The 17,647-nt window shown below is 44.5% G+C and carries 23 protein-coding genes and 1 pseudogene; all 24 read left to right on the top strand.

Annotation, left to right across the window (positions count from 1 at the left end; genetic code table 11):
- Positions 1-4: 4 nt before the first annotated feature.
- The 24 genes and pseudogenes from rpsH to CKV62_RS07620 all read left to right on the top strand — a co-directional run bounded on the left by rpsH (position 5) and on the right by CKV62_RS07620 (position 17,523).
- Positions 5-391, top strand: a complete 387-nt coding sequence (rpsH, locus tag CKV62_RS07735) for a 30S ribosomal protein S8 (protein ID WP_095066414.1) — start codon at positions 5-7, stop codon at positions 389-391.
- A 24-nt stretch (positions 392-415) separates the two neighbouring features.
- Positions 416-961, top strand: a complete 546-nt coding sequence (gene rplF, locus CKV62_RS07730) for a 50S ribosomal protein L6 (protein ID WP_038116133.1) — start codon at positions 416-418, stop codon at positions 959-961.
- Positions 962-978: 17 nt separating this feature from the next.
- Positions 979-1,359 (top strand): 50S ribosomal protein L18, encoded by a 381-nt coding sequence (gene rplR / locus CKV62_RS07725; protein WP_331711897.1) that lies wholly within the window; start codon positions 979-981, stop codon positions 1,357-1,359.
- Positions 1,360-1,377: 18 nt separating this feature from the next.
- The gene (rpsE, locus tag CKV62_RS07720) at positions 1,378-1,881 is read left to right on the top strand and encodes a 30S ribosomal protein S5 (protein WP_004695136.1); all 504 of its coding nucleotides are present in this window, start codon (positions 1,378-1,380) and stop codon (positions 1,879-1,881) included.
- Between the two features lie 14 nt (positions 1,882-1,895).
- Positions 1,896-2,075 (top strand): 50S ribosomal protein L30, encoded by a 180-nt coding sequence (gene rpmD / locus CKV62_RS07715; protein ID WP_004695138.1) that lies wholly within the window; start codon positions 1,896-1,898, stop codon positions 2,073-2,075.
- Positions 2,076-2,097: 22 nt separating this feature from the next.
- Positions 2,098-2,541 carry a 50S ribosomal protein L15 gene (rplO, locus tag CKV62_RS07710; protein WP_095066412.1) on the top strand — a complete coding sequence of 148 codons (444 nt, stop codon included), beginning with the start codon at positions 2,098-2,100 and terminating at the stop codon, positions 2,539-2,541.
- A gap of 1 nt (position 2,542) precedes the next feature.
- A complete protein-coding gene (gene secY, locus CKV62_RS07705) occupies positions 2,543-3,805 on the top strand; it encodes a preprotein translocase subunit SecY (RefSeq protein ID WP_038116141.1) in 1,263 nt (420 codons plus the stop codon).
- Between the two features lie 12 nt (positions 3,806-3,817).
- Positions 3,818-4,381 carry an adenylate kinase gene (locus CKV62_RS07700; protein ID WP_038116143.1) on the top strand — a complete coding sequence of 188 codons (564 nt, stop codon included), beginning with the start codon at positions 3,818-3,820 and terminating at the stop codon, positions 4,379-4,381.
- Between the two features lie 3 nt (positions 4,382-4,384).
- Positions 4,385-5,155 (top strand): type I methionyl aminopeptidase, encoded by a 771-nt coding sequence (map, locus tag CKV62_RS07695; protein WP_095066411.1) that lies wholly within the window; start codon positions 4,385-4,387, stop codon positions 5,153-5,155.
- A gap of 22 nt (positions 5,156-5,177) precedes the next feature.
- Complete coding sequence (infA, locus tag CKV62_RS07690) at positions 5,178-5,396, top strand: translation initiation factor IF-1 (protein WP_004695147.1); 219 nt, start codon at positions 5,178-5,180, stop codon at positions 5,394-5,396.
- A gap of 26 nt (positions 5,397-5,422) precedes the next feature.
- Positions 5,423-5,536, top strand: a complete 114-nt coding sequence (rpmJ, locus tag CKV62_RS07685) for a 50S ribosomal protein L36 (RefSeq protein WP_004695148.1) — start codon at positions 5,423-5,425, stop codon at positions 5,534-5,536.
- Positions 5,537-5,559: 23 nt separating this feature from the next.
- A complete protein-coding gene (rpsM, locus tag CKV62_RS07680; protein WP_038116149.1) occupies positions 5,560-5,928 on the top strand; it encodes a 30S ribosomal protein S13 in 369 nt (122 codons plus the stop codon).
- A 19-nt stretch (positions 5,929-5,947) separates the two neighbouring features.
- Positions 5,948-6,337, top strand: coding sequence for a 30S ribosomal protein S11 (rpsK, locus tag CKV62_RS07675; RefSeq protein ID WP_004695151.1), 390 nt, complete (start codon positions 5,948-5,950; stop codon positions 6,335-6,337).
- A 73-nt stretch (positions 6,338-6,410) separates the two neighbouring features.
- Positions 6,411-7,412, top strand: a complete 1,002-nt coding sequence (locus tag CKV62_RS07670; RefSeq protein ID WP_095066410.1) for a DNA-directed RNA polymerase subunit alpha — start codon at positions 6,411-6,413, stop codon at positions 7,410-7,412.
- Between the two features lie 12 nt (positions 7,413-7,424).
- Positions 7,425-7,760 (top strand): 50S ribosomal protein L17, encoded by a 336-nt coding sequence (gene rplQ, locus CKV62_RS07665; RefSeq protein WP_038116154.1) that lies wholly within the window; start codon positions 7,425-7,427, stop codon positions 7,758-7,760.
- 176 nt (positions 7,761-7,936) lie between these two features.
- Positions 7,937-8,770: pseudogene (locus tag CKV62_RS07660) on the top strand (energy-coupling factor transporter ATPase); the annotation flags it as partial.
- A 170-nt stretch (positions 8,771-8,940) separates the two neighbouring features.
- Positions 8,941-9,801, top strand: coding sequence for an energy-coupling factor transporter ATPase (locus CKV62_RS07655; RefSeq protein WP_095066408.1), 861 nt, complete (start codon positions 8,941-8,943; stop codon positions 9,799-9,801).
- A complete protein-coding gene (locus CKV62_RS07650) occupies positions 9,791-10,594 on the top strand; it encodes an energy-coupling factor transporter transmembrane component T family protein (protein ID WP_095066407.1) in 804 nt (267 codons plus the stop codon). Before CKV62_RS07655 ends, CKV62_RS07650 begins: the two co-directional genes overlap by 11 nt.
- Positions 10,591-11,376 (top strand): tRNA pseudouridine(38-40) synthase TruA, encoded by a 786-nt coding sequence (gene truA / locus CKV62_RS07645; RefSeq protein WP_095066406.1) that lies wholly within the window; start codon positions 10,591-10,593, stop codon positions 11,374-11,376. The genes CKV62_RS07650 and truA overlap by 4 nt, the downstream gene beginning before the upstream one ends.
- Positions 11,377-11,651: 275 nt before the next feature.
- Positions 11,652-13,403, top strand: a complete 1,752-nt coding sequence (locus CKV62_RS07640) for a 2-oxoacid:acceptor oxidoreductase subunit alpha (protein WP_095066405.1) — start codon at positions 11,652-11,654, stop codon at positions 13,401-13,403.
- A 1-nt stretch (position 13,404) separates the two neighbouring features.
- Positions 13,405-14,277, top strand: a complete 873-nt coding sequence (locus CKV62_RS07635; RefSeq protein ID WP_095066404.1) for a 2-oxoacid:ferredoxin oxidoreductase subunit beta — start codon at positions 13,405-13,407, stop codon at positions 14,275-14,277.
- Positions 14,278-14,441: 164 nt separating this feature from the next.
- A complete protein-coding gene (locus CKV62_RS07630; RefSeq protein WP_095066403.1) occupies positions 14,442-15,329 on the top strand; it encodes a prephenate dehydrogenase in 888 nt (295 codons plus the stop codon).
- 56 nt (positions 15,330-15,385) lie between these two features.
- Complete coding sequence (locus CKV62_RS07625) at positions 15,386-16,423, top strand: nicotinate-nucleotide--dimethylbenzimidazole phosphoribosyltransferase (RefSeq protein WP_095066402.1); 1,038 nt, start codon at positions 15,386-15,388, stop codon at positions 16,421-16,423.
- The gene (locus CKV62_RS07620) at positions 16,420-17,523 is read left to right on the top strand and encodes a nicotinate-nucleotide--dimethylbenzimidazole phosphoribosyltransferase (RefSeq protein WP_095066401.1); all 1,104 of its coding nucleotides are present in this window, start codon (positions 16,420-16,422) and stop codon (positions 17,521-17,523) included. Before CKV62_RS07625 ends, CKV62_RS07620 begins: the two co-directional genes overlap by 4 nt.
- Positions 17,524-17,647 lie beyond the last annotated feature (124 nt).

The following is a 17,647-nucleotide window of genomic DNA, read 5'->3' as shown; positions in this document are numbered from 1 at the left end:
GATTATGGTAATGACCGATCCTATCGCGGATATGCTTACGCGCATCCGTAATGCAAATGCTGCACTTCATGAAACGGTAAACATTCCGGCATCTAGAATGAAAGCAGCTGTTCTTGACATCCTTTTACAAGAAGGTTTTGTAAAGAACGTAGAAAAAGAAGAAAACACTTTAAAAGTAACTTTGAAATATGGTTCCAATAGCGAAAAAGTTATTACAGGAATTAAACGTATTTCCAAACCTGGTTTACGTGTTTACGCGAAAAAGGAAGAACTTCCTCGTGTACTTGGTGGTTTGGGTATTGCAGTTATTTCTACATCTAAAGGCGTTATGAGCGACAAACAAGCTCGTAAAGAGGGTCTTGGTGGCGAAGTAATCGCATACGTTTGGTAATAGTAACAAGAGGAGGTAGAAATAATGTCACGTATCGGTAGAATGCCTATCGAGATTCCTGCAGGCGTTACTGTTACATATGATAATCATCATATGCATGTAAAAGGTCCTAAAGGCGAATTATCTCGCGATTTGCATCCAGATATGAATATCACTGTAGAAGGTAACACAATTACAGTAGCTCGTCCTTCCGAAGACAAAGCTCATCGTTCCCTTCACGGTTTGACTCGCGCTCTTGTTGCTAATATGGTAACAGGCGTAACTGAAGGATTCACTAAAACGCTTGAAATCAACGGTGTTGGTTACAGAGCGGCTAAACAAGGCAATAAATTGGCTCTTACACTTGGCTTCTCTCATCCGGTAGAAATGGAAGCTCCAGCTGGTATTACAATTGATGTTCCGGCCCCTAACAAGATCGTCGTGTCTGGCGCAGACAAAGAAGTTGTTGGTGCAGTAGCAGCTGATATCCGTAAATGGAGAAAACCTGAACCTTACAAGGGCAAAGGTATCCGCTATGAAGGCGAAGTTGTTCGTCGCAAAGCTGGTAAAGCTGGTGCAAAAGGTAAATAGTAATATCATCTATATGAATGAAAGGAGTGAATATCTTGCCTCGTAAATCTAATAGAAACATCGCACGAGCAAAACGTCATCTTCGTATTCGCCGTCACATTTCCGGTACGGCAACTTGCCCACGTTTGAACGTATTCCGTTCTTTAGGTAACATCTATGCTCAAGTTATCGATGACGTAGCAGGTACAACTTTGGTAGCTGCTAGCTCTTTAGATAAAGATTTGAACTTGTCCTATGGTGGTAACGTAGCCGCTGCTAAAGCTGTCGGTGAAGCAGTTGCTAAAAAAGCTATCGCTAAAGGCATTGACACAGTAGTGTTTGATCGTGGTGGTTATATTTACCACGGCCGCGTAGCAGCACTTGCAGAAGGTGCTCGTGAAGCAGGCTTAAAATTCTAAGAAGGAGGAACTATAGACATGGCGAGAATTGACTACACCAGTCTTGATCTTAAAGAAAGAGTAGTATTCATCAACCGCGTAGCCAAAGTAGTTAAAGGTGGTCGTCGTTTTTCCTTCAGCGCACTTGTAGTTGTTGGTGATGGCAACGGTTATGTAGGCGTTGGCTTAGGTAAAGCAGCGGAAGTACCTGAAGCGATTCGTAAAGGTATCGATGATGCTAAGAAAAATATTGTAAACGTAGCGATTAAAAATGGTACAATCCCTCACAGCGTAACAGGTGTATTCGGCGCAGGCCGCGTATTCTTGAAACCGGCTGCTGAAGGTACCGGCGTTATCGCCGGCGGCCCTGTTCGTGCCGTATTGGAATTGGTTGGTGTTCGTAACATCTTGACTAAATCCTTGGGTTCTTCTAACCCTAACAATATGGTTCGCGCTACAATCGAAGGTTTGAAAGATTTGAAACGCGCTAGCGAAGTTGCTGAACTTCGTGGTAAAACCGTTGAAGAAATCTATAACGCGTAATAAGGAGACAAGAAATGGCACAAGTTAAAGTAACATTAACAAGAAGCTTAATCGGTCGTCCTGAAGATCAACGCGCGACAGTTAAAGCTTTGGGCTTGAAGAAAACTAATTCTCAAGTCGTTAAGGAAGTAACACCTCAAATCGAAGGTATGCTTCACAAAGTTAGACATTTAGTAAAAGTTGAAGAAGTTTAATACTGATAAGGAGGTGCACTGAATGAAACTTCATGAATTACAACCGGCTGCCGGTTCTAAAAAAGCTAGAACTCGTGTAGGTCGTGGTCTTGGCTCCGGTTTGGGTAAAACTTCCGGCCGTGGTCAAAAAGGTCAAAACTCCCGTAGCGGCGGTGGCGTTCGCTCCGGTTTTGAAGGTGGCCAAATGCCTCTTTATCGTCGTTTGCCAAAACGCGGTTTCAACAACGTATTTGCTAAAGAATATGCTGAAGTTAACGTAGCACAATTAAATCGCTTTGAAGATGGTGCAACAGTTGATCCTGTAGCACTTATTGAGGCCGGTATTTTGAAAAATGTACGCGACGGTATCCGTATTTTAGGTAATGGTACATTGGAAGTTAAAAACTTGACTGTTATCGCTAACGGCTTCACTAAATCTGCTGAAGAAAAAATTACAGCAGCAGGCGGAAAAGTAGAGGTGATCTAGGGTGCTAGATAGCCTCTCGAACATCTTTAAGATTACCGAATTACGTAATAAGATTTTATACACATTGATGATGTTTGCTGTATTTAGAGCAGGCATTCATATTCCTGTGCCAGGTGTAGATGCATCTGTTATCGAATCCTTGTTTACATCCGGTAACCTATTCGGTCTATTAGACTTGTTTGCTGGTGGTGCGCTAAGTAAGTTCTCTATCTTTGCAATGAGTATTACCCCTTACATTAATGCTTCCATCATCATGCAACTGCTTCAAGCTGTAGTTCCTCAGTTTGAGGCGTGGAGTAAAGATGGTGAAGAGGGTCGTAAGAAAATAGCGAAGGTAACTCGTTATGGCACCGTAGTCCTTGGCTTTGTACAAGCCTCCGGCATGGCATTTGCCCTCAAGGCAAATAACGCTTTGGTAAATAATGATTTCCTTAGTGTATTCGTTGTGGCCATCATCCTCACAGCAGGCACATGCTTGTTGATGTGGATCGGTGAACAAATCACAGCATATGGTGTAGGTAATGGTATTTCCCTGATTATCTTTGCCGGTATCGTCGCACGTTTACCGGATGGACTTCAAACCATTTACCAATACATTGAAACGGGAACAATTAATATGTTCCAAGCATTTTTATTTGCTGTAATTGCATTGGCGATGATCGCTATCGTTGTTGCAGTTACACAAGGCCAACGTCGTATTCCGATTCAATACGCTAAACGCGTGGTAGGTCGTAAAATGTACGGTGGTCACTCTACATTCTTGCCGTTGAAAGTCAATCAGGCAGGTGTAATTCCCATTATCTTTGCGTCATCTGTGTTGATGTTCCCTGTAACACTTGCGCAATTTATCGACAATGATATGGTTCATAAATTTGCGGATTACTTCACATGGGGAACGCCGTTACAAACGGCATTGTATGCAATATTGATCTTCATATTTACTTACTTCTATACTGCGATCTCTATCAACATTACAGATATGGCAGATAATATGAAAAAATACGGTGGTTTTATCCCAGGTATTCGTGCGGGTAAACCAACTGCTGATTATGTGGATAACGTGATGACCAAGATCACTTTGGCAGGCGCTGTATTCCTAGCTGTCGTTGCTATCGTACCGAATTTTCTCGGTACTATAACAGGCGTCCAGGGCGTATACTTTGGTGGTACGGCTCTTCTCATCGTTGTAGGTGTAGCACTTGATACAATGCAACAAATTGAGTCGCTCATGGTAACACGCCACTACAAGGGCTTTGTTAAATAGGAGGGAAACAATATGTATATTCTATTAATGGGACCTCCGGGTGCCGGTAAAGGTACTCAGGCGGCTCGACTTATTGAAAAATACGGTATTCCCCAAATTTCAACAGGTGATATGTTCCGCGCTGCGATTAAGAACGAAACACCTCTTGGAGTTGAGGCTAAAAAATACATCGACGCCGGTCAGTTGGTGCCTGACAGTGTAACTGTCGGTATCGTGCGTGATCGATTGGTTAAAGATGACTGCAAATCTGGATTTATTCTTGATGGATTCCCAAGAACTACGGCACAGGCCGTATCATTGGATGCAATCCTTAAAGAATTAGGAATTGCTCTTGATGCGGTACTTAACTTGAACGTTCCTTCCGAGGAATTGGTTAAACGTATCAGCGAACGGGCTGTTCTTGAAAATCGTGCTGATGATAACCCTGAAACAGTACAGAAACGTCTAGCTGTGTACGAAGAATCTACAAAACCGTTAATTGATTACTATCGCAATAGCGGATTATATCAAGAAATCGACGGTTTACAAGATGTAGACGCAGTATTTGCCGACATCATTAAGGCGTTGGAGAAATAATCCATGATTATTTTGAAATCGTCTCATGAAATTGAATGTATCCGCAAGGCAAGTAAGCTTACAGCAGACACGTTGTCCTTGTTAGTAGAAAAGGCTAAACCTGGCATCACGACGCTTGAGTTAGATACAATTGCCGAAGAATATATTCGCAGCCACGGTGGTATACCAAGTTGTAAAGGGTACTATGGATTCCCGGCAACAATCTGTGCTTCTATCAATGATGAAGTCGTTCATGGTATTCCGAGCGCCAAGCGAAAGCTTAAAAACGGTGATATCATCAGTATTGATCTAGTATCATCCATTGATGGGTATCACGGCGATTCGGCTGTGACGATTCCTATCGGTCATGTCAAACCCGATGTGATGAAATTGTTAAAAGTAACAGAAGAAAGTCTGTTCAAGGGAATTGAACAGGTGAAAGTAGGCAACCATATCGGTGCTATCGGTCACGCTGTTCAAACGTATTGTGAGAAACATGGTTACGGTGTCGTTCGCGACTTCGTAGGTCATGGTTTAGGCCGCGAAATGCATGAAGATCCACAAATACCGAACTACGGCAGTCCTGAACAGGGACCGATTATGAAGCCGGGAATGGTATTGTGTATCGAACCGATGATTACAATGGGTTCTTATCAAGTTCATGTATTAGGGGATGACTGGACGGCGGTTACCGCTGACGGTAAAGCTGCCGCTCATTTCGAACATACAGTGGTTGTTACAGAAAACGGCCCTGAAATATTAACTATGCGGGATGAACCGCGGTTAATTAAATAAACAGGTAACCGGAGGAAAAGATATGTCAAAAGAAGACGTTATTGAGGTGGAAGGTACGGTAGTTGAGGCTTTACCGAATGCCATGTTCCAAGTTGAGTTGGAAAATGGTCATATCGTATTGGCTCATGTGTCAGGCAAAATGCGTATGAATTTTATCCGTATTCTTCCTGGTGATAAAGTTACTATGGAACTGACACCGTATGACTTAAATCGTGGTCGCATCACCTATCGCTTTAAATAAGCATAGGGTCCACAAAGGAGGTACTAATGAAGGTTCAACCATCAGTTAAAAAGATATGCGAAAAATGTAAAATCATTAAACGCAAAGGCCGTGTAATGGTTATTTGCGAAAATCCAAAACATAAACAAAAACAAGGATAATCTGATAGGAGGTGGAGATTTAAATGGCACGTATCGCCGGTGTAGATTTACCTCGTGATAAACGAGTGGAAATTGGTTTAACTTATATTTATGGTATTGGTCCTACTCTTGCTACTGAAATTTTAGCAAAGACAGGCATCAATCCTGACACACGTGTTCGTGATCTTTCTGAAGATGAAGTTGCGAAAATTCGTGAAGTGTTGGATGCTGATTACAAAGTTGAAGGTGACCTTCGTCGTGAAGAAGCTCTTAACATTAAACGCTTGATTGAAATCAACTCCTATCGAGGCAAACGTCATCGTATGGGTTTACCACTTCGTGGTCAACGTACTAAAACGAATGCACGTACTCGCAAAGGTCCTAGAAAAGCAATTGCTGGTAAAAAGAAATAAGATAAAGGAGGGATAAAGCGTGGCTAAAAAAGTTGTTAGAACTAAAAGAAAAGAAAAGAAACATATTGAATCCGGTGCGGCTCATATTCGTTCTACATTCAATAATACTATCGTAACTTTAACTGATACAAACGGTAATGCGTTGTCTTGGGCTTCCGCTGGTGGCTTGGGCTTCCGTGGTTCCCGTAAATCCACTCCATTTGCAGCACAAATGGCGGCTGAACAAGCTGCTAAAGCTGCTATGGAACATGGCCTTCGTACTGTTGAAGTATTTGTAAAAGGTCCTGGATCCGGTCGTGAAGCTGCGATTCGTGCTTTACAGGCTGCAGGGCTTGAAGTTACTTCCATCAAGGACGTAACTCCAATTCCTCATAATGGTTGTCGCCCTCCAAAACGCCGTCGTGTATAATTCATAGGGACCGCTTTGGTACGGTTTGCTATAATTAAACTATGAACGTGTGTTATATAGGAGGATGTTCCTGATGAGCGAAGAAAAGAAACTTAAAATCGAGAAAGTGGACATCGCTGATGGCGGTCGTTACGGTAAGTTCGTATGTGAACCTTTGGACCGTGGTTATGGTATCACTCTCGGTAATAGCTTACGCAGAATTTTGCTTTCATCCTTGGATGGGGCAGCTATCACCTCTATCAAGATTGATGGAGTTCTTCATGAATTCTCAACTATCCCAGGTATTCGCGAAGATGTGACGGATATTATCCTTAACTTGAAGCAATTGTGTATTAAACTTGAAGAGGATGCACAAGTACCGTTGGAAGTTCATTTGGACTTTCAAAAGGATGGCGTATTAACAGCCGGTGATCTAGCTGAACAATTCCCACCGGAAGTAGAAGTATTGAATCCTGAACTCGTGATTGCGACAATGGATGAGACTGCTCACCTCGTAATGGACGTAGTGATTGAACGTGGTAAAGGCTATGTTCCGTCCACGAAGAATAAAAAAGATACGGATGTAATCGGTTGTATTCCTATCGACTCTATCTATTCTCCGATTCTTCGCGCTAAATACGAAGTGAGTGATGTTCGTGTAGGTAATGAAATGGACTTCGACAAACTGACGTTGGAAGTTTGGACCGACGGTTCTATTACCGCTGCTGATGCAGTGGCAAAATCTGCTGCCATTATGATTGGTTATTTAGGGAACTTCACTAAATTAGCTCATTCTGCTGATGTTGTTGCTGTTGGTAGTGCTGATGACGGTATTATTATCGGACCTACTGATGATCCTGTGGATCAACCTGAAGATGAAGGTCCGGCAAAGATTTCCATCGATGAATTGGAATTATCCGTGCGTGCTTACAATTGCTTGAAACGTGCCGGTATCAATACGATTGCAGATTTGCTAGACAAAACCATTGATGACTTAGGAAAAGTTCGCAACTTAGGTAAAAAATCCATCGATGAAATTGAGGAAAAACTCAATAATCATCCGGGCGGATTTAGACTTAAACAAAAAGGCGAATAAGGAGGAAGACGAATGTACAGAAAATTAGGCCGCGACAGCTCCGCTCGTAAAGCGTTGTTTCGTGGAATGTTAACATCTTTCTTCCAACATGAGCGTATTGAAACTACTGAAGCTAAAGCGAAAGAACTTCGTTCTTTAGCAGATCAGATGGTTACATTGGCTAAACGTGGTGATCTTCATGCACGTCGCCAAGTTCTTTCATACCTTATGGATGAAGATGTAGTAAAAAAATTGTTTGATACTATTGCTCCAAAATATGCTGAACGCCAAGGCGGTTACACTCGTGTAATCAAAACTGGTATTCGTAAAGGTGACTCTGCACCTTTGGCTATTATCGAGTTGGTTTAATCAAACTTATACGGTGTTGTAACTTCGGTTGCGACACCGTTTTTTTATTGTCAATTTTGTGGTACAATCGATGAGTATAAATGTCATAATATATTAGCAGTTATCGCAAATGATGAAAGTAAATTGTCAACCTTTCACAAAAAGGCGAAATTGACTAGAAAGATATGAGGCTATTCATGAACGAACAGGACATTATGATCGATGTGGATCATATCAGTCATATTTACACAGATGAAAACGGCAATGATGTACGCGCATTGGATGATGTGAGCTTATCGATCAAGCGTGGCGAATTTGTCTGCATCATCGGTACTAACGGTAGCGGTAAGAGCACGCTGGCCAAGCATTTTAATGTATTATTACAGCCCAGTATCGGTAAAATTCACGTGTGCGGATATGATACGAGTGATGAAAATCATATATGGGATATTCGACAACATGTGGGGACGGTATTCCAAAATCCGGATAATCAGATTGTGGCGGCCGTCGTAGAGGAGGATGTCGCTTTCGGTCCGGAAAATTTAGGCGTTCCCAGCGAAGAAATCGTCGCTCGTGTCGACGCGGCTCTTGAAGCGGTGAATATGACGGAATACAGAGAACATGGACCTCATCTATTGTCGGGCGGGCAGAAGCAACGCATCGCCATTGCCGGTGTATTGGCGATGAAGCCGGACTGTATCGTTCTCGATGAACCTACGGCCATGTTGGACCCCAAGGGGCGGCGTGAGGTTCTTGAAACCGTACATAAGCTTAATAAAGAAGAGGGCATTACGATTGTACTTATCACTCATTTCATGGAGGAAGCCGTAACGGCTGATCGCGTAATCGTCATGAAGAACGGTAAAAAGTTACACGACGGTACACCGCGTGAAATCTTCAGTCATGTGGATGAATTGAAATCCCTCGGTCTCGATGTGCCGGTAGCATCGGAAATTGCTTTCAAATTAAATCAGCACAGCTATGCATTGGGGGACAGTATCATCAATAATGAAGAACTGGCGAACGCACTTATCAAATCGGATAAAGGTTCGCGTCTGTTATGTGACGGTGCAGTCTCGGCTGAGAATACTGCGGCAGATAGTGCTGTAACAGCTACTACAGCAACTACGGCTACTACGGCGGCAAATCATCTTGAAGCGAATAGCAATGTTAATACGGTAAGAGGGGAGGGGGCCCGGTAATGGCGATTGTATTAGATAATATCACCTATACATACGGTATGGGAACACCTTTTGAAAAGACGGCTCTTCACGGCGTTTCTCTTACTATTAATAATGGTGAGTTTTTAGGAATTATCGGTCATACCGGATCCGGTAAATCTACATTCGTTCAACATTTGAACGGTCTATTACATCCTACTACGGGAACCGTTACGGTGAACGGCGTGGATATCAGTGCCTCTACGGAGGAAGCGAAGCGGATGCGCCATAAGGTGGGTATGGTATTCCAATATCCGGAGCATCAGCTGTTTGAGGAGACGATTGCTCAGGATATCGCCTTCGGTCCGAAGAATTTAGGCTTCTCGGAACAGGAAGTGGATGAGCGCGTGCGCGATGCCATGAAGTTTGTAGGTCTTGACTATGATATGTATGCGGAACGGTCGCCGTTTCATCTCTCCGGCGGTCAAATGCGTCGCGTCGCTATTGCCGGAGTAGTGGCTATGGATCCGGACTTTCTCGTTCTGGATGAACCGTCCGCCGGACTTGATCCGTTCGGTCGTGAGGAAATATTTGAAGAGATTATCCGACTTCATAAGGAAAAGGGAATTACGGTTATTCTCGTATCTCATAATATGGAGGATATCTCCCGCATGGCTTCGCGCCTTGTGGTTCTCGATAAGGGGCGCATCATTCTCGATGGGGCTCCCATGGATATTTTTAACGACCATCGCGATGAATTGCAGGCTATCGGGGTCGACGTGCCGCCGGTATCGGTAACGATAGAATACTTACGCTCTCGCGGGCTCGATGTATCAAATCGCGTACTCTCCGTAGATGATGCAGTTGCTGCTATCATGGAAGGAGGCAGTCATGTTAAATAATATAACAATCGGCCAATACTTTCCGGGCAATTCCTTTTTGCATCGCATGGATCCGCGTGCAAAAATCATTGCCACTACGATTTTCGTGATAGCGATTTTCCTGGCTAATTCGACATTAGCATATGGCATTGTGGGCGGCTTTACGATTTTTGCGATGCTCTTATCGCGCTTGCCGCTCCGTTTGATGTGGACGGCCATCAAACCGTTGTGGATTATCATCGTATTTACCATGGGTATTCATATATTTACGACACCGGGCAACACGATTTTCTCGTGGGGTTTTATCAATATCAGTGATCAAGGGGTGGCCATGGGCTTACAGATGGCGGCGCGCCTCATATTCCTGATTCTGTTTTCATCGCTGTTGACGTATACGACGTCACCGATACGCTTGACGGACGGCATTGAACACTTATTGAATCCGTTCCGCTGTATCGGTGTACCGGCCCATGAACTGGCGATGATGATGACGATTGCGTTGCGGTTCATTCCGACCTTGCTGGACGAAACGGATCGTATTATGAAAGCTCAATCAGCACGTGGTGCGGACTTTGTGACGGGTTCCATCATTCAACGGGCAAAGAACATGGTACCGCTTTTAGTGCCTTTGTTTATCAGCGCTTTCAGAAGAGCCGATGAACTGGCCACAGCCATGGAGGCACGCTGTTATCGCGGCGGTGTGAATCGGACGCGTATGAAGGTCCTCAAGGTGACCTATGTCGATTATATCGGCGTCGGCGCTGTTATCATCGTTACGATTATCCTTCTTATATTGTGGTGGTTCGGACTATGAGAAATATACGATTGATTGTCGCTTATGACGGAACGGATCTGGCGGGGTATCAAAAGCAGCCTGATGACAAGGGGCTGACCGTGCAGGGCTGTCTGGAATACGGTTTGTCGCGTATCTGCAATGAACCGATTCAGATTTATGGGGCGTCCCGCACTGATGCGGGGGTGCATGCAAAGTTTCAGGTATGTACGTTTCAGACCTCCGGCTCCATTCCGGTGGAGAATATTCCGCGAGCCATGATTGCGCATATTCCTGAGGATATTGTGGTCACTGCGGCGGAGGAAATCTCTCTTGACTGGAAGCCTCGGTGGAACATATACGGCAAGGAATACGCATACACCATTTATAATCGGGAAATAGGGAATCCGCTAACAAAACGTTTCCATTGGCATGTGAAGAAACCTCTTGATATTGGATTGATGCGTCAAGCCGGCGCTGAACTCGTCGGTACGCATGACTTTACGACTCTGCAAGGGACGAATTCGACGCCGGCTAATCCGGTGAAAACGATTCTGGGGATTGCCGTTGAAGCGGACGGCCCGAATGTGACCATATCCGTTGTAGGGGATGGTTTTCTGTATCATATGGTGCGCAATATTGCGGGGCTTCTTGTCGATATAGGACAGGGGCGGCGCAGGGTGGCGGATATCAGAGGGTATTTAGAGGCCAGAGACCGTCGTGTTATCGGTAAAACGGCACCACCTCAAGGCTTGTGTTTAGAGGAGATTTTCTTTACCGAAGAGCGCTTACAAGAGGTGCTTGAGAATAAATATTCTATATAATCCGATATAGCGATAAATGGATTGAGTAATAAATTTAATCAATAAATCTAACCGGCAAAAGAGGTACTGTGTTATTACAGTACCTCTTTTTATTTATAGATTTTGGTTATAATACGCTGATTTATACCTATTATTATGTGAAATGATACATTGTAAAGCGATTTTAGACATGATACAATGACTTTGTAAGACAGGTTTGTTACGTGTATATCGGTTAAATAAGTACGATAGACTCTTGTCAGCAGTATAATTTTATCCTAAGGAGGGTGAATCTCTTGCAAAAGCGTAAAGATTTTATCTGGAAAATGGGCGGCCAACAAGGTGAAGGTATCGAGAGCTGTGGCGAAATCATGGCCACAATCCTCGCTAAAGAAGGGTACTCTTTATATAGTCAACGTTTATTCGCATCCCGCATTAAGGGGGGACATACTACATTTGCATTGCGTGTAGCATTGGAACAAATTATGTCCATCGGTGAAGGTGTCGACTTCCTGCTTGCTTTGGATCAGGAAACCGTGGACATGCATGGCGGTGAGGTTCGTGATGGCGGCTATATCATCTGTGACAGCAAGGTAAATCCGGACTTTTCCAAATTTGAAGGCTCCAAGGTTCACTGTTTGTCCCTGCCTATTTCCGAAACAGCGATGAAACAAGGCTCTTTGTTGATGCGTAATATCGTTGCTCTCGGCATGTCCGTAGCGCTTCTCGGATTTGATACGAAGATGTTCAAGGATGCCATTACTGCCAAATTTGCAAAAAAATCTCAGGAAATCGTAGATAAGAATTTACAGGCTTTTGATGACGGTCACGGCCTGGTTATGGAACAGTTGGGCGATGTGGATATCGATACATTGCCGGCTCCGGGTAAGAAAGATCAAATGTTCTTATTAGGTAACGAAGCCTGTGCACTCGGTGCGATTGCAGCGGGGTCCCGTTTCATGGCATCCTATCCGATTACACCGGCATCGGAAGTTATGGAATATATGATTAAGAACATGGATAAATTGGGTGCCACCATCGTTCAGACAGAGGACGAAATCGCGGCCTGCATGACTGCCATGGGCGGTGTGTATGCCGGTGTTCGCGGCTTTACATGTACATCCGGCCCGGGATTAAGCCTCATGGCGGAATCCTTATCCATGGCATCCATGGCTGAACTTCCGATGGTCGTTATCGACGTACAGCGTTCGGGCCCATCCACGGGGATGGCTACCAAGGTGGAACAGTCCGATATCGATGCGGCTTGCTACAATGCACACGGTGATTATTCGGGCATCGTAATTTCCCCTACATCTATCGAAGAATGTTTCTATGAAATCCAGAAAGCTTTCAACTTGGCTGAAATGTATCAATGTCCGGTTATCTTTATGCCGGATTTACAACAAGGCTTGAATAAACAGTCCGTTCCTTCCTTTGACTTGAACCGCGTGCCTATCAACCGCGGTAAGATGATGAAGGAATCCGATCTTCCCGCATTGGAACAACCTCATTATTTCAAACGCTTTGAATTGACTGAGGACGGTATTTCCCCTCGCACAATTCCGGGCATGAAAAACGGTCTATTCCTTTCGACCGGTCTTGAACATAATGAAGAAGGTAAACCGGCGGAAGCGCCTACGATGCACGTATCACAAACGGATAAACGTTTCCGTAAATTGGAAACTGTAGCGGATAATTATGAACCGTTCTTGAATAATGCAAAATACGATGAAGCGGATGTACTCGTTGTAGGGATTGCTTCCAGTCGTGGTGCTATTGAAGAAGCGGTAGCGGAATTTGATCAGGAAGGGGTTAAGGTTAACCACTTGCAATTGCGCTTGATTAAACCGTTCCCGGCTAAACAGTTGCAACCGTTCATGGATGCTGCGAAGAAAGTAGTCATCGTAGAACACAATAAAACAGGTCAATTGACCAACCTATTTAAAATCAACATGCATAAGAAACATAAAATTTCCAGCTGCTTGAAATACGATGGTAATCCATTCACAAAAAGTTATGTGAAAAATGCGATCAAGGAGGTCCTATAATATGACAACAGCTAAAGATTACAGAAACGATATTCGTCCTAACTGGTGTCCGGGCTGTGGCCATTATGGGGTGCAAGCTGCGATTACCGATGCCGTAGTAGCTAAAAATATTCCACCGGAAAAACTGGCCGTTATTTCCGGTATCGGTTGTTCCAGTCGTATCGGCGGTTATTTCTACGCATATGGCGCACATACAACTCATGGCCGTGCACTTCCTTATGCACAAGGCGTAAAGCTTGCTAATCAGGATTTGGAAGTTATTGCATGCTCCGGTGACGGCGATGCATTTGCTATCGGCATGGGACATACGATTCATGCGTTCAAACGCAACGTAAACATGACATACATCGTAATGGATAATCATGTGTACGGTTTGACCAAAGGACAGGCATCCCCTCGTTCCGATATCGGCTTCGTTACAAAAACGACGCCTCGTGGGGCCTTTGAAACGCCGTTATCCGTATGTGAAACGGCGATTGCCGCCGGTGCTACATTCGTGGCGCAAGGTTATATGATTAATCGCGCGGAATTAGTTGATCTCATTCAACAGGCGATGGACCATGAAGGGTTTTCCTTCATCAATGTATTCAGCCCTTGTGTTACTTATAATAAACACAACAGTTATGATTGGTTTAAGGAACACTTGACTGCATTGCCTGAAGGATATGATCCGACAGATCGCGCAGCGGCGTTCAAGGTATTGAGCGAAACGCAAGGTTTGGTAACGGGCTTACTCTACCAGGATAATAGCCGACCATCCTTTGAAAAAGCAATGGCTGACGCTAACGGCGGCCCTCATCCTCATCCATTGACAGAGGATGTTGTAAAACCTGATCAAGCTCTATTTGACAGCCTTTGCAACCAATTTAAATAATACTTTTACAATATATAGCCGTCCCGTTAAGGATGCGGCGTATATATCAATGATGAAACGTGTCATCTGCGGATGGCACGTTTTGTTTTGTCACATAGGGGCGTAGAACATGATATAATAAGGTCATTGTAGTTCCATATTATAGTTTGTGAAAGTAGGTTTATATGAGCAAGACTGTTGGTATCATCGGACTCGGCCTGTTGGGAGGTTCGTTGGCGAAGGCTTTGAAAGCATATACGGATTATGAGGTGGTAGGGTATGCCCGTCGTCAGGAGGTTTGTGATGCGGCCTTGCAGGACGGTGTCGTAAAATCAGCGTGGACAGAGGTGGAACCCCTCATTGAAGCGTCGGATATGGTCGTATTTTCCTTGCCTCCTGATACTAATGCACGCCTGTTCAAGGAGGTGGCTCATCTTTTTAAACCCGGGCAGGTGGTGACGGACGTATCCAGTGCAAAAGAGAATTTTGTACGTGCCGTATATGAATCGATTCCGAAGGGGACCTTTTTCGTATCCGTTCATCCCATGGCGGGCTCCGAAAAGGGCGGCTATGAAGTGTCTCATAAAAATCTGTTCAAAGGTATGGGCTGGATCGTATTAGAAGACAAGGCCTCCGACGTATATAGTGAAGCTATAGCTCAGGAGCTGGCGGATATGGGCCGTGCATTAGGTTCCCGCATCGAGTTTGTCGACATTTACGCACATGACGCGTACTTGGCCATGGTCAGTCATATGCCTCATTTAATGGCGGCTATGCTGACACAGGTTTCCGGTGGTGATGAGCTGGGAGAACTACGTATGAAATTATCTGCAGGCGGATTTCGCGATTGCACCCGTGTAGCCGGCGGATTGCCGTCCATGTGGCGAGAAATCATTTACGGTAATCGCCATAATGTTCTTGAAGGCCTGGGGAAGATGGAAAAAGAAATTCTTCGGGTAAAGGAGATACTTTCACAGGATGACGACGGGGCGGCGCTGGAAGCCTATCTGGAGCGCAGCCGGGATATACGAAATACCCTGCCGTATCTGACGGGTCAAATCAAAGACAGCTAAAAGGAGAAGAAGCTGATATTAAGACGGATAGATTAAAATCTGATAAGGGAGATTATATGGGTTTGTTACAAGAAACCTGCAGTGCGATTAAGAAACGCAGCGCAGAGATTGAGCAACATATTATAGATCGATGGAATGCGGCATCGCCGGTCGAACAATACGGACGCCTGGTGGATATAGTGGCTCAGTATGGGGCCGCCACGAATCAAGACTCCGTTACGGTGCCGAAGCCGTGTATGATTATCGCTTCGGCGGATCATGGCGTGGCCGACATGGGTGTCAGCGCATATCCAAAGAAAACCACTGTCGGCATGACGCAAAATTACCTGATTCCTAAAGGGGCGGGGGCTAATTCCCTGGCGAATTACTGCGGTGCTCAAATGGAAGTTATCGATATGGGGATCGATGCGGATATGAGTTGGGTGCCGGGGCTTCGCAGTCATAAGCTCGGTATGGGGACGAAGAATTTTGTGGAAGAGCCGGCCATGACACGTGAGCAAGCTATTGAAGGTATTGAAACGGGAATCCGCCTCGTGGAGGAAAAAATCAGAGATGGTTATAATGTGTTTCTTGTTGGTGAAATGGGCATATCAAATACTACGGCCAGTGCGCTTATGACGGCTAAGTTTGCAGGACTTACAGCGGAAGAGGCGACAGGTCGAGGAACGAATATTTCCGATGAGCGCCTTAAATTAAAGCAACGCATTGTTCATGACGTACTGGAAAAATATAAGGATATTCCGAAAAATGATGCCATCGGAATTTTATCCTCTGTAGGCGGCTTTGAATTTGCCTGCATCGTAGGCGTTATTTTAGGGGCTGCGGCGAATCATGCACTAGTTATTATCGACGGTTTCAATACATCCGCCTGTGCATTGGTGGCGAAGCATTTGGCGCCTTATGCGATGGACTATGTGATGGCATCTCATTTGTCCGCTGAAAAAGCGGCTAAATCATCTTTGGAAAATCTGGGCCTTACGGCATATGTCGATTTGGGCTTATGTCTCGGAGAGGCGTCGGGCGGCTCTATTCAAATGGGTATGTTGGACCTTGCCGTTCATATGTATGCAGCTGTTACAGGAGGTAGGGCATGAGAACTTTCACAATAGAACCGTTGCATGCACCGTCCATGGAGGCATGCCGTTTACGTATTGATAATCTGACAAAACCTATTTATAGCCTCGCTACGTTAGAAACTATAGCGGAACGCTTTGCAGGGATTCTTGGAAATCCGAAACCGAATCATTTGCGCCATGGTGTGCTTGTTGTGGCGGCGGATCACTTGGTAGATGGCCCGCAAAATAGTCAACACGGTAGTGAAAGTTACGCTGCCATAAAACATTTTAATGAAGGAACGACGGCAACACAGGGGGCGGCTTTTAAATTAAATGCCGATGTACATGTTGTCAATGTCGGACTTGAGCAGGATACATCCCGTTTGGAGCATATTGATACAAAAGTAGTCCGTAAGGGTTCCCATTTCTTTGGAGTGGAGCCTGTCATTTCCCGAGAGGAATTAGACCGTGCTATTGACCTCGGCTTTACGTATGCTGATAAACTACACGATGATGGATTACAGGTCGTAGCTATCGGTAATATAGGGGAACGAGCGTTTCTGGACGCTTTAGTAACGACTGCCACCATTACGGGTTGTGCGTATGATGATATTCTCGTTCATACAGAGTGCGGTCCTACGGTAGAGCAACGAGCTGCTCAGATTCATTCCTTTGTGGATCGTTTTAACATTGCTGTGGATGACTGGTCTGCTTTGAGTGAAAGCGAGCGCCGTGATGCGGTATTGCATTTGCTTCACGTAGCAGGGGGATTAGATATTGCATTCCTGACGGGTTTTATCTTAGGTGCTGCCGGTCATCGTATGGCTGTAGTTTTTGATAATGCCGTAACCGGTGCCGCTGTTTTGGCTGCCGTTACCATTGACCCGTTAGTTATGGATTATGTATTCCCATCTGCCGCCTATGATGAACCGATTCATAAGGAGCAATGTCGATTCCTTGAGGTAAAACCGTGTTTATACTATAATTTGCAAATAGATGAAGCTTTAGGTTCAACGATGGGACTATCTGTTATTGATGCGTCCATGCATATGCTTAATGATATGAAAACCTTCGTTGAAGCGGAGGTACAAGCAGCTGAAGATGGGGTCGGTAAAGGTAGACAAAAGAATAAAGAATAGATAGATTATTAGCCTTCATATAGGCATATGAATAATACCAGAGATATTGTAAATATTATTATGATTCTCTGGTATTTTTATTTTATCTGACATTAAGAATAATTATATCTAGATATTAAGTATA

Source organism: Veillonella rodentium (assembly GCF_900187285.1).
Taxonomy (GTDB): Bacteria; Bacillota; Negativicutes; order Veillonellales; family Veillonellaceae; genus Veillonella; species Veillonella rodentium.
Note: the sequence above shows the minus strand (reverse complement) of the source record. Positions and strands in the feature narration are given on the sequence as shown.